General features: G+C 64.6%; 14 protein-coding genes and 1 tRNA gene. 8 read left to right on the plus strand and 7 right to left on the minus strand.

Annotated features, from left to right (window positions below; all coding sequences use genetic code 11):
• Positions 1–3: 3 nt before the first annotated feature.
• Both BM002_RS01160 and BM002_RS01165 read left to right on the plus strand, forming a co-directional pair.
• Positions 4–80 (plus strand) — tRNA-Pro (locus BM002_RS01160).
• 461 nt (positions 81–541) lie between these two features.
• Positions 542–4,204 (plus strand): vitamin B12-dependent ribonucleotide reductase, encoded by a 3,663-nt coding sequence (locus tag BM002_RS01165; protein ID WP_092778555.1) that lies wholly within the window; start codon positions 542–544, stop codon positions 4,202–4,204.
• A gap of 131 nt (positions 4,205–4,335) precedes the next feature.
• Here the strand turns inward: BM002_RS01165 and BM002_RS01170 are convergent, their stop codons facing one another.
• Complete coding sequence (locus BM002_RS01170) at positions 4,336–4,869, minus strand: CIA30 family protein (protein WP_342707289.1); 534 nt, start codon at positions 4,867–4,869, stop codon at positions 4,336–4,338.
• Between the two features lie 91 nt (positions 4,870–4,960).
• On the opposite strand from BM002_RS01170, the gene BM002_RS01175 reads away from it, so the two are divergent.
• Complete coding sequence (locus tag BM002_RS01175) at positions 4,961–6,133, plus strand: BaiN/RdsA family NAD(P)/FAD-dependent oxidoreductase (protein WP_092776471.1); 1,173 nt, start codon at positions 4,961–4,963, stop codon at positions 6,131–6,133.
• On the opposite strand, the gene BM002_RS01180 is transcribed toward BM002_RS01175, so the two are convergent.
• On the minus strand, positions 6,122–6,964 hold the full coding sequence (locus BM002_RS01180; RefSeq protein ID WP_092776474.1) for an AraC family transcriptional regulator: 843 nt from the start codon (positions 6,962–6,964) through the stop codon (positions 6,122–6,124). The two genes, BM002_RS01175 and BM002_RS01180, sit on opposite strands and share 12 nt — an antisense overlap.
• A gap of 33 nt (positions 6,965–6,997) precedes the next feature.
• Positions 6,998–7,879 (minus strand): tRNA (adenosine(37)-N6)-dimethylallyltransferase MiaA, encoded by an 882-nt coding sequence (gene miaA / locus BM002_RS01185; RefSeq protein WP_092776477.1) that lies wholly within the window; start codon positions 7,877–7,879, stop codon positions 6,998–7,000.
• Positions 7,880–7,986: 107 nt separating this feature from the next.
• Between miaA and pyrH the strand changes: the two genes are divergently transcribed.
• The gene (pyrH, locus tag BM002_RS01190; RefSeq protein ID WP_092776480.1) at positions 7,987–8,730 is read left to right on the plus strand and encodes a UMP kinase; all 744 of its coding nucleotides are present in this window, start codon (positions 7,987–7,989) and stop codon (positions 8,728–8,730) included.
• Positions 8,731–8,794: 64 nt separating this feature from the next.
• Here the strand turns inward: pyrH and BM002_RS01195 are convergent, their stop codons facing one another.
• The 4 genes from BM002_RS01195 to BM002_RS01210 all read right to left on the minus strand — a co-directional run bounded on the left by BM002_RS01195 (position 8,795) and on the right by BM002_RS01210 (position 11,055).
• Entirely contained in the window at positions 8,795–9,208 is a 414-nt protein-coding gene (locus BM002_RS01195; protein WP_092776483.1) for a hypothetical protein, read from the minus strand.
• Between the two features lie 96 nt (positions 9,209–9,304).
• Positions 9,305–10,138, minus strand: a complete 834-nt coding sequence (locus tag BM002_RS01200) for a hypothetical protein (RefSeq protein ID WP_092776486.1) — start codon at positions 10,136–10,138, stop codon at positions 9,305–9,307.
• Positions 10,138–10,683 (minus strand): hypothetical protein, encoded by a 546-nt coding sequence (locus tag BM002_RS01205; protein ID WP_139212203.1) that lies wholly within the window; start codon positions 10,681–10,683, stop codon positions 10,138–10,140. The genes BM002_RS01200 and BM002_RS01205 overlap by 1 nt, the downstream gene beginning before the upstream one ends.
• A 9-nt stretch (positions 10,684–10,692) precedes the next feature.
• Positions 10,693–11,055 (minus strand): DUF4123 domain-containing protein, encoded by a 363-nt coding sequence (locus BM002_RS01210; RefSeq protein ID WP_092776492.1) that lies wholly within the window; start codon positions 11,053–11,055, stop codon positions 10,693–10,695.
• Between the two features lie 265 nt (positions 11,056–11,320).
• Between BM002_RS01210 and frr the strand changes: the two genes are divergently transcribed.
• From frr to dxr, 4 genes are all read left to right on the plus strand, one after another.
• On the plus strand, positions 11,321–11,878 hold the full coding sequence (gene frr, locus BM002_RS01215; RefSeq protein WP_092776495.1) for a ribosome recycling factor: 558 nt from the start codon (positions 11,321–11,323) through the stop codon (positions 11,876–11,878).
• Positions 11,879–11,982: 104 nt separating this feature from the next.
• Positions 11,983–12,702, plus strand: coding sequence for a polyprenyl diphosphate synthase (uppS, locus tag BM002_RS01220; RefSeq protein WP_092776498.1), 720 nt, complete (start codon positions 11,983–11,985; stop codon positions 12,700–12,702).
• Positions 12,699–13,577, plus strand: a complete 879-nt coding sequence (locus BM002_RS01225; RefSeq protein WP_245749085.1) for a phosphatidate cytidylyltransferase — start codon at positions 12,699–12,701, stop codon at positions 13,575–13,577. The genes uppS and BM002_RS01225 overlap by 4 nt, the downstream gene beginning before the upstream one ends.
• Positions 13,574–14,725 carry a 1-deoxy-D-xylulose-5-phosphate reductoisomerase gene (dxr, locus tag BM002_RS01230; protein ID WP_092776501.1) on the plus strand — a complete coding sequence of 384 codons (1,152 nt, stop codon included), beginning with the start codon at positions 13,574–13,576 and terminating at the stop codon, positions 14,723–14,725. The genes BM002_RS01225 and dxr overlap by 4 nt, the downstream gene beginning before the upstream one ends.
• Positions 14,726–14,739 lie beyond the last annotated feature (14 nt).

Here is a 14,739-nt window from a genome sequence, read left to right on the forward strand (position 1 = left end):
CGTCGGGGCGTGGCGCAGTCTGGTAGCGCACCTGTTTTGGGTACAGGGGGTCGGAGGTTCGAATCCTCTCGCCCCGACCATTTTCCAAATCCCATCGCTGAAAACCTGTGAGTGGTTCTGTATGATCCACTCCGTTGCAGCCATGCCATAGTTTCTTGACGCAAGGTTAACATGGGGCCTGTGACGGCCAAAGTGGCGCGGACAAGGGGTTTTTATGGGTGTCATGAAAGTGACGTAAACGCCCCGAATCGCGCACCCCCGAGTCAACAGAAATTTCTTCCGGTTATCCCCGTTATCCACATTGACCGGGCAAGAACGGCGCAGCTATTGGTAGCGCCGTGCAGAGGTGCCACCATATGTAGTGGTCCCGCACCGAGGTCGAGCAGTCGCCTCAGACGAGACCAAAGGGGTCGGACGCGCCAGGTTGGCGGCCGCTCCCCTGTCGTCTGGCGAGGGGTCGGGTGGATGGATGGACGATTGGGCAGCCCATTGGTTCGGGCGCCTACTGCAAAATGAAAACACGGACTGGGGACGACACATCATGCGGCTTGAGCGGAAATTCACGGAAGCGGGCAAGGACGCCTACGCTTCGCTTGGTTTCACCACAACGACATCGGAGATCCGCAATCCCGATGGCACGGTCGTGTTCCGGCTCGACGCCGTGGAGATCCCCGAGGGCTGGAGCCAGGTCGCCTCGGACGTGATCGCGCAGAAGTACTTCCGCAAGGCCGGTGTGCCCGCCGCATTGAAGCGCGTGAAGGAAAAGGACGTCCCCGACTTCCTCTGGCGCTCTGTCCCCGATGAGGACGCGCTGGCCGAATTGCCCGAAGAGGAGCGGTTCGGCGGCGAGACGTCGTCCAAGCAGGTGTTCGACCGTCTGGCCGGGGCATGGGCCTATTGGGGCTGGAAGGGTGGCTATTTCAGCACCGAAGCTGACGCCCGCACATATTTCGACGAGATGCGTGTGATGCTGGCCCGCCAGATGGCCGCGCCGAACTCGCCCCAGTGGTTCAACACGGGCCTGCATTGGGCCTACGGCATCGACGGCCCGGCGCAGGGTCACCACTACGTCGACTTCAAGACCGGCAAGCTGACCCGCTCCAAGTCGTCCTATGAGCATCCGCAGCCCCACGCCTGCTTCATCCAGTCCGTCGCCGACGACCTGGTGAACGACGGCGGCATCATGGACCTCTGGGTCCGCGAAGCGCGTCTATTCAAATACGGCTCGGGCACGGGAACAAACTTCAGCCACCTGCGCGGCGAGGGCGAAAAGCTGTCGGGCGGCGGCAAGTCGTCGGGCCTGATGGGCTTTCTCAAGATCGGCGACCGCGCGGCGGGTGCGATCAAGTCGGGCGGCACCACGCGGCGCGCGGCCAAGATGGTCATCGTCGACATGGACCACCCCGATATCGAGGCCTTCATCGACTGGAAGGTGATCGAGGAGCAGAAGGTCGCGGCCATCGTCGCGGGCTCCAAGGCGCATCAGGCGCAATTGACCAAGGTCATGGAAGCCGTGCGCGCCTGGGACGGCGCCCTGGCCGATGCCTGCGATCCGGCAGTGAATGACACCCTCAAGGGCGTGATCCGTGCCGCCAAGAAGCACATGATCCCCGAGGCTTACATTCTACGCGTGCTGCAATACGCCAAGCAGGGCTACGACAGCATCGAATTCCCGGTCTATGACACCGATTGGGACTCGGAGGCCTACAACTCGGTCTCGGGCCAGAATTCCAACAACTCGGTCCGCGTCACCAACGCCTTCCTGCACGCCGTCGAAAAGGACGCCGACTGGGAGCTGACGAACCGCCGCGACGGCAAGGTCGCCAAGACCGTTCGCGCCCGCGAGCTGTGGGAGAAGGTCGGCCATGCCGCATGGGCCTGTGCCGATCCGGGGATCCAGTTCCACGACACCGTCAACGATTGGCACACCTGCCCCGAAGACGGCGCGATCCGGGGGTCCAACCCGTGCTCCGAGTACATGTTCCTCGACGATACGGCCTGTAACCTGGCGTCGATGAACCTGCTGAAGTTCCTCAACGCGGATGGCACCTTCGACCACGAAGGTTATGTCCACGCCTCGCGGTTCTGGACCATCACGCTCGAAATCTCGGTCGCCATGGCGCAGTTCCCGTCCAAGGAAATCGCGCAGCGGTCCTATGACTTCCGCACCCTCGGTCTGGGCTATGCCAACATCGGCGGTCTTCTGATGAACATGGGTCTGGGATATGACAGCCGCGAAGGTCGTGCCCTGTGCGGTGCGCTGACGGCCGTCATGACCGGCGTGTCCTATGCCACCTCGGCCGAGATGGCCGGCGAATTGGGCGCCTTCCCGGGCTATGCGCGCAACGCCGACCACATGCAGCGCGTGATGCGCAATCACCGCACCGCCGCCCTTGGCATGACCGACGGATACGAGGCCCTGGCCGTCAAGCCGGTCGCACTCGACATCGCGGGTTGCCCCGACAAGACGCTGACGGCCATGGCCGCGCAGATCTGGGACGATGTGGTCGAACTGGGTTCCAAGCACGGCTTCCGCAACGCGCAGTCGACCGTGATCGCGCCGACCGGGACCATCGGTCTGGTCATGGATTGCGACACCACCGGGATCGAGCCGGACTTCGCGCTGGTCAAGTTCAAGAAGCTGGCCGGTGGCGGCTACTTCAAGATCATCAACCAGTCGGTGCCCGCCGCCCTGCGCAAGCTCGGCTATGGCGAGGCGCAGATCGGCGAGATCATCGCCTATGCCGTGGGTCACGGGTCGCTTGGCAATGCGCCGGGCATCAACCACACCGCGTTGGTCGGCCACGGCTTCGGCCAGGCGGAGATCGACAAGATAGAGGCGGCGCTGCCCTCGGCCTTCGACATTCGCTTCGTGTTCAACCAGTGGACCCTGGGCGAGGAGTTCTGCACCCAGACCCTCGGCATCCCGGCCGCCAAGCTGAACGATCCGACCTTCGATCTGCTGCGGCACCTGGGCTTCTCCAAGAAGGAGGTCGAGGCGGCGAACGATCACGTCTGCGGGACGATGACGCTGGAAGGCGCCCCGGGCCTCAAGCCTGAGCATCTGGTGGTCTTCGACTGCGCCAACCCCTGCGGCAAGAAGGGCAAGCGCTTCCTGTCGGTTGAAAGCCATATCCACATGATGGCGGCGGCGCAGTCGTTCATCTCGGGGGCGATCTCCAAGACGATCAACATGCCCAATTCGGCCACGATCGAGGATTGCCAGCGCGCCTATGAATTGTCCTGGTCCCTCGGGGTGAAGGCCAATGCGCTCTACCGCGACGGCTCCAAGCTGAGCCAGCCGCTCGCCGCCTCGCTGGTCGAGGATGACGACGAGGCCGCGGATGTCCTGGAATCGGGCAACCCGCACGCCAAGGCGCAGGTCCTGGCCGAGAAGATCGTCGAGAAGGTGATCGTCAAGGAGTACCTGAAGGCGGCCCGCGAAAAGCTGCCCGAGCGGCGCAAGGGATATACCCAGAAGGCCGTCGTCGGCGGGCACAAGGTCTATCTGCGCACCGGCGAGTACAAGGACGGCAAACTGGGCGAAATCTTCATCGACATGCACAAGGAAGGCGCCGGCTTCCGCGCGATGATGAACAACTTCGCCATCGCGGTGTCGGTGGGCCTGCAATACGGCGTGCCGCTCGAGGAGTTCGTGGACGCCTTTACCTTCACCAAGTTCGAGCCTGCCGGCATGGTGCAGGGCAACGACTCGATCAAGAACGCGACCTCGGTGCTGGATTACATCTTCCGGGAATTGGCGGTGTCTTACCTGGACCGCGAGGACTTGGCCCATGTGAAGCCGCAGGGTGCCAGCTTCGACTCGATCCACGATGGCAACGAGGCGGGCCCGGAGGAGGGCAACCTCAACCCCGTGGGCGACGCCGCCGCGCGCAAGTCGCTGGAAGTGTTCAAGTCCGTGGCCTCGACCGGCTATCTGCGCAAGCGTCTGCCCCACGATCTGGTCGCCCTGCGCGAAGGGGTCGACCGGGCCGCCGCCGAGATCGCGGGCACGGCCACCATGGTCGTCGCCAAGTCCGAGACTTCGGTCGCCGCCGTCTCGACCGGCATGGACGCCCGCACAAAGGCGAAGATGCAGGGCTACGAGGGCGAGGCTTGCGGTGAATGCGGCAACTACACGCTGGTCCGCAACGGGACCTGCATGAAGTGCAACACCTGTGGCGGGACGTCCGGCTGCAGCTGAGTTGAGCAGGGGGAAGGGGCGGCTGTTGGCCGTCCCGGGGGGCCGCCACTTGCGGAACCGAAGAACACCTGAGCAGTGCGAAGGGGGGCCGAAAGGCTCCCCTTTGTCACATCCGGAGGACAGCGGCGGGATCAGCGATAGAGGCGCAGCCCCGCCACGGCGACATCGGCGTTCATCTTGCGCCCCACGGCAAGGATACCGATTCGGCGAAGTCGGGTCAGGTTGAGCGGCACATCGGTGCGGTTCGCCTCGAGTGCCGTGAAGGGCACGCGGATCACCGTCCAGTCATCGGTGGCGGTGAAGTCGGTGCGATAGCTTTGCCAGGGCCGGGTCAGGTCGGTCGTGCGCAGGCGCAGATCATAGGTCTGGCCGTTGCCCCGCACCTCGACCTCGATGCCGGTCCAGTCGCTGGCGTCCAGCACGTCGCCTGTGCCCAGATCGGCGGCCATCTGCACGAAACCGCCGTTGTTCTCCAGCGACACATCGCCGGTCAGCCGCGTGGCGCGTTGCCCGTCGATCATCGCCGTTTCGATCCCGCCGCGTGACACGCCGCCCATGACGGTGTCGGCGACATATTCCCAATTGGGGCTCAGGTTCATCGACGCCTCCTGCGCGAGTGCGGGGGAGGCGAGGGCCAGCGCGGCGATCAGAGCCTTGAGGATCATGTGCATCCCTCCGTTCCCGTTCGACCTAGGGCGGATTTGCCGCGCGAACACCCCGCTTTCGTCCGGCAGCCGCCCGCCCTAGAAGGCGGCCATGACCTATGATGCGATCATACTGGGGGCCGGCGGCGCGGGCCTGATGGCGGCGGCCACGGCGGGACAGGCCGGGGCACGGGTTCTGGTGATCGACCACGTGGAAAAAGCGGGCAAGAAGATCCTGATTTCCGGCGGCGGGCGCTGTAATTTCACGAACATGGGCACGGAGGCGGGGTGCTTCCTGTCCGAGAACCCGCATTTCGCCAAATCCGCGCTCAGCCGCTACACCCAATGGGATTTCCTGGCCCTGGTCGAGGCGCATGGCATCGCGTGGCACGAAAAGACCCTGGGACAGCTTTTCTGCGACGGATCGGCCCGGCAGATCGTGGCCATGCTGCTGGACGAATGCGCCAAGGGCCGGGTCGAGGTGCGCCTGTCGACCCCTGTGGGCCGGATCGAACACGCCGACGGGCGGTTCCGCGTCGGCGGCGCGACGGCTCCGGCGCTGGTCGTGGCGACGGGTGGTCCGTCGATCCCCAAGATGGGGGCGACCGGGCTGGCCTATGACATCGCGGCGCAATTCGGGGTGAAGGTTGTCACGCCGCGCCCGGCTCTGGTGCCCTTCACGCTCGGCGCGCGGGATCAGGGGTTCAAGGATATCTCGGGCGTGTCCTGTCCGGCGGTGGCTCGGGTGGGGGATGCGATCTTTGCCGAAGCCGCGCTCTTTACGCACAAGGGCCTGTCTGGTCCGTCCGTCTTGCAGGTGTCGTCCTATTGGCGGCCCGGTCAGGCGGTGTCGCTGAACGTGCTGGAGGATGCGGCGGCCAAGTTGCGCGACGCGCGCTCCCGGATGCCGCGCGCGCATCTGAAGGCTGCGCTGGCCGAACATCTGCCGACCCGGTTGGCCGACGCGCTGGCCACCCGGATCGGCCTTGCCACGGAACTGGGCAATGCGTCGGACCGCGTCCTGGACGAGGTGGCGCAGACCCTGACCGACCTCACCTTTCAGCCCACCGGGACCGAGGGCTATGCCAAGGCCGAGGTGACGGCGGGCGGCATCGACACCGCCGCCCTGTCGTCGCGCAGCATGGAGGCGCGGGAGGTTCCGGGCTTGTTCTTCATCGGGGAGGCGGTGGATGTGACGGGGTGGCTTGGTGGCTATAATTTCCAGTGGGCCTGGTCGTCGGGGGTGGCCGCAGGTCAGGAGATTGCGGCGCGCTCAGGCGGCTGAGACCCGCGCCTCGTTGCGGCGAAAGGCGGTCGGGGTAAGCCCCGTCTCGCGCCCGAAGGCCCGGGTGAAATAGGCCGCCGAACTATAGCCGAGATCGGTCGCGATCTGCCCCGCGGGCGCGTCGGTATCGGCCAGCCGCCGCTGCGCCTCGTGCATCAGACGGGCTTGCATGTACGCGGCGGCGGTCATCCCGCAGGTGTCGCGCAGAGTGCGCGTCAAATGGGTGGAGGTCACGCCGAGCCAGGCCGCCAGCTCTTCGAGCGAGGCCATGCGGCCCAGGTTATCCTCGACGATGCGGGCGAATTTCGCGGCCAGTTTCGCCTGGGTCGTGGGCTTTTCGGGGGCAATCTTGCCGCCTTCGCGTTCCAGGAGCGCCGAAAGCAGGACGATCCGCCCGATGGCCGCGCGGCCCGTCGGTGGGTCGGCAAGGTCGCCGTGCCGTTCCAGCCGGTCGACAAGCCCCGAAAGCTCTCCCTGGGTCGAGACGTCGGACAGGCGGAGGTGACGCGGCACGGCCGAGAAGGGCGCTTCGAACATGTCGGGCAAGCGGATCAGCGACCCCTCGGTCATGGCGCCCGGGTCGATGCTGAACGGGGTTTTCGGCGGCACCACGATGGCCGTCGCGGGCCCGAACCCGCGGGTCCGGCCCAGAACCGTGACGCGCCCCTGACCCCGGGTGATCCAGATGACGACGGGCAGCAGCTCCACATGGGGCAGGGCGCGCCGCCAGCGGCCATGACGCTTGAGCGGCGTGACCATTTCCAGCGACAGACCGGCCAGGCGTTCCGCCTCGCTCAGCCCCCGCGATTCGAAGAGGCGGATCTTGGACATTCGCCCAAGGTGACCACGGTCGGGCCGTTGCTGTCAAAGGTCCGCGCCCGAAACCCGCTGCCAGCCCGCCATGCGGGCTCGAAACCACGTTCGTTGCCGCTTGGCATAGCGGCGCGAGGCGATGATCGCGCGGTCGCGTGCGGTCGCGAGGTCGGTTTCGCCGCGCAGATGGGCGATGAGTTCCGGCGCGCCGATGGCCTGTGCCGCATTCAGCGACGGGTCCCAGCGGGGCAAGATGGCGCGCGCCTCGTCCAACGCGCCCTCCGCCAGCATCAGGTCGAAACGCCGCTCGATCCGGGGGGTAAGCCAGTCGACCGGCGCCTCGACCAGAAGGGGCGTGCAGTCGGTCAGCGGGATCAGCGGCGGCGGCGTTGCGGCCTGCCACGCGCGGATCGACCGGCCCGTGGCGCGCTTCACCTCCCAGGCGCGCAGCACCCGCATCGGGTTTTGCAGGTCCATATCGGCGCGCACGTCATCGTCGAGTTCGGCGGCCAGCGCGGGCAATCCGATGTGGTCCAGCCGGTCCTGCGCCTCCTGGCGGATATCGGGAGGCGTGGGCGGAATGTCGGCCAACCCTTCGGTCAGGGCGCGAAAATAGAGGCCGGTGCCCCCCACGATGATCGGTCGCGCCCCGGACAGCAGCGGCGCGACATCGCGCAACCAGTCACCGACCGAAAAGGCGCGCGTCCAGTCGACATGACCGTAGAGCGCGTGCGGGGCCAGAGCCGTCTCGGACTCGGACGGGCGGGCGGTCAGAATACGCCAGTCGGCAAAGACCTGGAGTGCATCCGCATTGACGATCACGCCACCGTCCCTGTGCGCGATCGCAAGCGCCAGCGCGGATTTGCCCGATGCCGTCGGTCCGGCGATCAGAACGGGGCGATCTGCGGGGATGGTTTTCAGCAATTCCAGCATCTTGTGCGTCGATGTTCATTCATGTCAGGGGGCGCTTCAACCCGGTTGCCCCGCCGGGGTTAATGGGCCATACGTCACGGCGCAACTGACGACAGGGGGATGATGCGATGGAAGACCAGACGCCAGAGGGCCCTGGCGGCCCCCACCTCAAGCGCGTGATGCTCAAGATCAGCGGCGAAGCCTTGATGGGCGATCAGGGGTATGGCCTCAATCCCCCCACTGTCGAACGCATCGCTCGCGAGGTTCAGTCGGTCCACCAGATGGGCGTCGAAATCTGCATGGTCATCGGTGGCGGCAACATCTTTCGCGGCCTTCAGGGCAGCGCCCAGGGGGTGGAGCGGACGACGGCCGATTACATGGGGATGCTGGCGACGGTGATGAACGCGCTGGCGATGCAGGGGGCGCTGGAATCGCTCGGCATCCACACCCGCGTCATCAGCGCCATTCCCATGGATCAGGTTTGCGAGCCGTACATCCGCCGCCGCGCCGTTCGCCACCTCGAAAAGAAGCGCGTCGTCATCTTTGCCGCCGGAACGGGCAACCCGTATTTCACCACCGACACCGCCGCCGCGCTGCGCGCCAACGAGATGGCCTGCGAAGCGATTCTGATGGGCAAGAACGGGGTTGACGGGGTCTATGACAAGGACCCGGCCCGGCATTCCGACGCGGTCCGTTACGACAAGATTTCCTATGACGATGTGCTGTCCAAGCACCTGAAGGTCATGGACGCATCCGCCATTGCGCTCGCGCGAGAGAACAGCCTGCCGATCATCGTGTTCCCGCTGGATGCGCCGGGCGGCTTCAAGTCGATCCTGGCCGGGCAGGGCACGTACACGCGCGTCGGCGACTAACCGGGCCTTGTGCCCCAAGGTCGGCTGGTCCGACACGGGTTGGCCCGCGTGGACGCGCTATCGGTTATGGTTCGGCTCTTGGAGCTGTTTCGATGTTTTCCGGCGCTGCCGGGATCAGGAACGCATAGGGCTGCCCGGGCGCGTCGTAGGCGCGGATCAGCAGTTGGTGGTTCGAATAGCTGCCTAAGTAGTAATGCGCGAGGATGTCCTCATCCGTCGGAAGCACCTCCGGGAGATCTCCTCGCCGGCCAATGCGCCAGAGGCCAACATACCGCGAGAGAGCATCACGATGCTCTCCGAAAAAGACGCCCGGCGGATCGTCGGCACGTTTGCAAATTTTCGCCCAACCGTGCCAGTCGATGCCCCCGATCTCGCTCAGTCCTTCGGGCAACGGCGCATCCCAGACCCGCTCGACCAATGCGATCTCGTCTTCGAAAGCCTGCGGCTCGCCATATTGGGCGATGCATTGTTCGATCATGGGAGCCTCCTGAGGTGGGGGGTCGGCATTAGGTGCCAATTGAAGTGCGGCAGTGACGCCAAATATCGCCAATATAGCAAGGACAAGGCGATACATTTAAAGGCCGTTGAGCGTGGTTGGAAACTGTTCATTTCCGATGAGGGCTCCAGCACTGCTGAGGCGGTAGTCCCGGTAGCGCTCTTGCATCACGTTGATTTGGCGGGCGGGAACCTCGAAAGTTGGTGAGAATGTCCGCAGCGCAAGGCGGGTCGACATATTGCCGCCAACAATCACGATATCGAGGTCGGGCGCACCCGATACATTGGTATTAACGCCTGCACTTCTCGCAACCTCTAGGGCGAAGGTGACGCAGTGATTGGCCGAGACGTCGTAGGCGTCCGCACGCCCCGCGTCTCGGCCAGCTGCAACATTGGCCATGCGCGTCCCGACAAAACTCACCATCGTATCGAAAGCACCGTTAGCGAGTTTGACCCAGACCCCCTCGACAGCCCGGCCTACGCCGTTTGTGCGGACCAATTCGCGTCCCAAGGCTGCCATGCTGGCCGGATTAGGGTTGCCCCCCTCGGTAAATGTGACCGTGACGCCTGCGACCTCGGGGATGAACCGAACCTCGCCAAAGCCGGCCCGATCATATCGCCCGTATTCAGCGTATTTCACAGCTCCCGTCAGCCCGTTGATCACGGCTATACCAGCATGACCCAGGCCAAGAACTTTGGGGCCGCTAGCGGTGGCACTTTGGATCGACAGAGGGGGATCGCTATCAGGATCTGTGAAAGTTTGGCGCAGCGTCTCGCGGACATCGATTTCGAATGGAATTTGGCGCGCCACCTCAGCTGTCGGAATCAGGATTGGTTGGTTGGGATAGACCGGAGGGATGGCGACGTCACAGGGGTTGTCACACGGGCTGACGGGGTTATCGATTTCACGCATCAGATCATTGCCTCGACGTCAATGCAGCCGCGATCGCGTGCAACATTGATCAACCTGTCCGCCCGAATCGCGGCCGGAAGTCGGTGGCCATCGGCAAGTTCGGCCAAAGCCCAATCTTCAGCCAAGCACATTCGCCCCATTCGGATCTGAAGGCGCGACAGGGATTCGACGGCGTCGGCATCGGTTAGCCCGTGACGTTCGACTGTCATGCGGAACCCGTCGAGATCGCTTTGCGATAGCCCTTCGCGCTGGAACTCCGTCCCTCTGTCGCACCAGAACCTCTCGGATGCGTGGTGCCCATAGGCTTGCCTAAGACGGTTCGTCAGGTAAACAAGTCGGCGCGGAAGCGGCATGTCGGGTTTGGGGCAAAGCCAACATCCGCTGTTCGCTATGCATAGTGCCGCCTCGACGTGTCCGCCGTCAAAGACGGCAGGCCCGAACATCTCAGGCTCGGTCTGAAGCGAAAGGGCCAAACTATCTGTCTCCCAAAATCGGAAGAACAGCGGGCGGCCACTTTCGGACAAAATGCGTGGCAGCTTGCGCAAGTGACGGGTCTAGGTTTCTGGCGTCGCGGACGACAGGATCAGAAGAGCGGAAAACCGATCGAAATTGTGCCAAGGCAAGGCGGAACGCGTCATTAATGCAGAGAAGATCTCATCCGATGGTGTCACCTTCACCAGCCAAGGAGCAACGTCACCGTATTCTTCGGCCCATACCCCGCGAAACAGGCATTGATGGAAAGCACTCGACCCGGCCAACCGCTCAACCAAATTTGGAAATCGCGAGGCATCGATGACCGCATAGAGTTGTGAGGTGAGATCGAACCTATCAAGAGCTGAGGCGACAACGTCCGGAACGCTGCCGGGTTCAGAAGCGTCGGTCAGAGGGGTTACCGCTCTGATTGAAACCGGTCGCATCAAGGCGGAATTCCATCAAAAAACTTCTTATGGGGCCGAAGACCGCGTCGTGTCAAATATGAGTGAAGCACCGTTTGAGGATACGTCAACGGCAGCGTGGGTAGTATTGCAGTCGCCAACCTGCCGACAAACCGAACCTGCGTAAAACGCCGATACCTGCACCCGTCCTGCGCCTGAGCCCCCTAGCCTTGCAGCCCTGCATTGGCTAGACGGTCGAAAACGAGAATTGAGCCTCTCTGGGCTCACGCCTGCATGGGGAAGTTAAATGGCCGACGATTTCGAACTCGACACCGATGACCTCAAGCGCCGGATGGATGGCACGTTGGCGAACCTGCGCACGGAATTCGGCTCGTTGCGCACGGGGCGCGCCTCGGCCTCCATGCTGGAGCCGGTGATGGTCGATGCCTACGGAAGCCCGACGCCGATCAACCAGGTGGGCACCGTCAACGTCCCCGAGCCGCGAATGGTCACCGTCAACGTCTGGGACAAGGGTCTGGTCGGGAAGGTCGAGAAGGCCATCCGCGAAAGCGGTCTGGGCATCAATCCGCAGCTCAACGGCACGATCATCATGCTGCCCATCCCCGAGCTGAACGAAGAGCGCCGCCGCGACCTGACCAAGGTCGCCGGGCAATATGCCGAAGGCGCGCGCGTCGCCATCCGCAACGTGCGCCGGGACGGAATGGACAAGATCAAGAAGGCCGACGGCCTGGCCGAGGACGAAGCCAAGATGTGGGAGGCCGAGGTTCAGGAGATGACCGACACCTACATCAAGCGGGTCGATCAGGCGCTGGAAGACAAGCAAGCCGAGATCATGCAGGTCTGAGCGGACCGGATGGCGCGGGGGCCGCAGATGAACACGCGAACAGGGCGCCGGGCGAAGGGCGCAGTCGCAGGCGGGGGATGTGCCCGTCATCCGGGGGGTGACGAATGACCAGCGAGACCAGAACCGGCCCGCGCCACGTCGCCATCATCATGGACGGCAACGGTCGATGGGCGCAAAAGCGCGGTCGTCCCCGTCTTCTGGGACACCGGGCCGGCGCGCGCCGGGTTCGCGAAATCGTCGCCTCCTGTCCGGATCTGGGGGTGGATTACGTGACGATCTTCGCCTTCTCGACCGAGAACTGGAAGCGCACGCAGGCCGAGGTGTCGGGCCTCATGTCGCTGTTCCGGCGCTATATCGAGAGCGAGGCGCAGACCCTTTTGCAGCAGGGAACAAGGGTGCGCTTCATCGGCGACCGGCTGCGTCTGGACGCCAAGCTGCGCGGCCTGATGGACATGATCGAGGCGCTGACGGCGCATAACACGCGCTGCCACCTGACGATCGCGCTGAACTACGGCGGGCGGGACGAGGTGGCGCGCGCCACCAAGCGACTGGCGCGGGATGTGGCGAGTGGCGCGCTCGACCCCGAAGACATCACGGACGAGACCTTGCCGCGCTACCTCGACACGCATGTTCTGCCCGACCCCGATCTGGTGATCCGCACCAGTGGCGAGGCGCGGATCTCGAACTTCCTGCTCTGGCAATCGGCCTATTCCGAGTATGAATTCGTCGACACCCTCTGGCCCGATTTCACCCGCGAGATCTTCGAGGATGTCCTGAGCCGCTACGGCAGCCGCGAGCGTCGTTTCGGCGGGGTGAAGGTATGAACGACCGCATCGACCCCGCAATCGAGGACGAGGAAGAAGAGCCGCCCCTGTTCGACTTCGCCATGGACCAACCGCTGGAGCCGCAGGTTGCGGGCCGGTTTCAGGACCTGATCCCGCGTCTGTCGACGGCCGTGGTCCTGTTTCTGATCGGGGGTGCTGCGATCTGGCTTGGCGGGCTTTGGTTTGTGGGCCTGATTTCGATCATCACCGGTGTGATGCTGTGGGAACTGGCGACGATGCTGCGCACGGGGCCCAAGCGCGCCAGGCTGATGGCCGTGGTCGGGGGCGGGGCGCTGTTCGTGGCGAACCTGATCCCCATCGGGTTCGGTCTGCCGCTTCTGATGCTGGTGCCGATGGTGGGCGTGGCCTTCATCCGGCGGCACCGGCGGATCATGGTCATGTTCTCGCTCGCCATGGTTCTGTCGGGGCTGAGCCTGACGCAGCACCTGACGCAATTCGGGCTGGCCTGGATGGTCTGGCTAATCCTTGTGGTGGTGGCGTCGGACGTCTGCGGCTATTTCGCGGGGCGTATCCTGGGCGGGCCGAAGTTCTGGCCGCGTGTCAGCCCCAAGAAAACCTGGTCGGGTACCATCGCGGGCTGGCTCGGGGCCGCGATCATCGGCTTGATCTGGACCGTCTGGCTGGATGCCGGATGGGAGACGATCGGGATTTCCATCGCCCTCGCCATGATGGCGCAGATGGGGGACATCGCGGAATCGGCGGTCAAGCGGAAGATGGGGGTCAAGGACAGCTCCAACCTGCTGCCCGGCCACGGCGGACTGTTCGACCGGTTCGACGCGATGCTCGGTGCGGCCCTGATGCTTCTGGTGATCGAGAGCCTGTCCGAATTTCCCCCGATCCCCGGCGTCGGATGAGGCGGGTCAGTGTTTTCGGGGCGACCGGGTCCATCGGGCAGAGCACCCTCGATCTGATCGGACGCGGCGCCTATGATGTCGTCGCCCTGTCCGGCGGATCCAACATCGGCCAATTGGCCCGGGACGCGATCCGCCTGCGCGCCGACGTCGCGGTCACCGCTTTCGACGACAAGTTGTCCGACCTTCGCGACGCATTGGCCGGGTCGGGGGTCGCGGCGGCGGCGGGCAAGACCGCGCTGGAGGAGGCGGCGGACCGGCCCGCCGACTGGATCATGTCGGCCATCGTTGGCGCCGCGGGCCTGACCCCCGGGCTGCGGGCCTTGCGCCATGGCACGACGCTGGCGCTGGCCAACAAGGAGAGCCTGGTCTGCGCCGGCCCCCTGTTGATGGCCGAGGCGCGCAGGCACGGCGCCACGATCCTGCCGGTCGACAGCGAACATTCCGCCGTCTTCCAGACGCTGGTCGGCGAAGACATGGCGGCGGTCGAAAAGGTCATCATCACCGGATCGGGCGGGGGTCTGCGCGACTGGCCGCTGGCGCGTCTGGCCGAGGCGACGCCCGAACAGGCGGGCAAACATCCCAACTGGGACATGGGCCAACGCATCACCATCGATTCCGCCTCGATGATGAACAAGGCGATGGAGCTGATCGAGACCAAGGAGTTCTTCGGCCTGCCACCCGAAATGATCGACACGATCATCCATCCCCAAAGCCTGATCCACGCGCTGGTGCAGTTCAACGACGGCGCGCTGATGGCGCATCTGGGCACACCGGACATGCGCCACGCCATCGGCTATGCGCTCAACTGGCCCGATCGCGGGCCCGTCCCGGTGGAGCGGCTGGACCTTGCGAAGGTGGCGCAGCTTGATTTCCACGCGCCGGATCCGGCGCGCTATCCCGCCCTTGATCTGGCCCGCCGCGTGATGGGGCAGGGTGGGCTGTCGGGCGCCGCGTTCAATGCCGCCAAGGAGGCCGCGCTCGACCTGTTTCTGGCGCGCGCCATCCGTTTCACCGACATGGCCCCCCTCGTGGCGCGGGTGCTGGATCAAATGGACGCGGACAATCGCCTTGAAGCTGACACGTTGAGCCTCGATATGGTGCAGGATACCGATACCCGAGCGAGACAGATTGCGCGCGACCTGGCCTGATACAAGGTCGGCGT

Source organism: Jannaschia pohangensis (assembly GCF_900113875.1).
GTDB classification, from domain to species: domain Bacteria; phylum Pseudomonadota; class Alphaproteobacteria; order Rhodobacterales; family Rhodobacteraceae; genus Jannaschia; species Jannaschia pohangensis.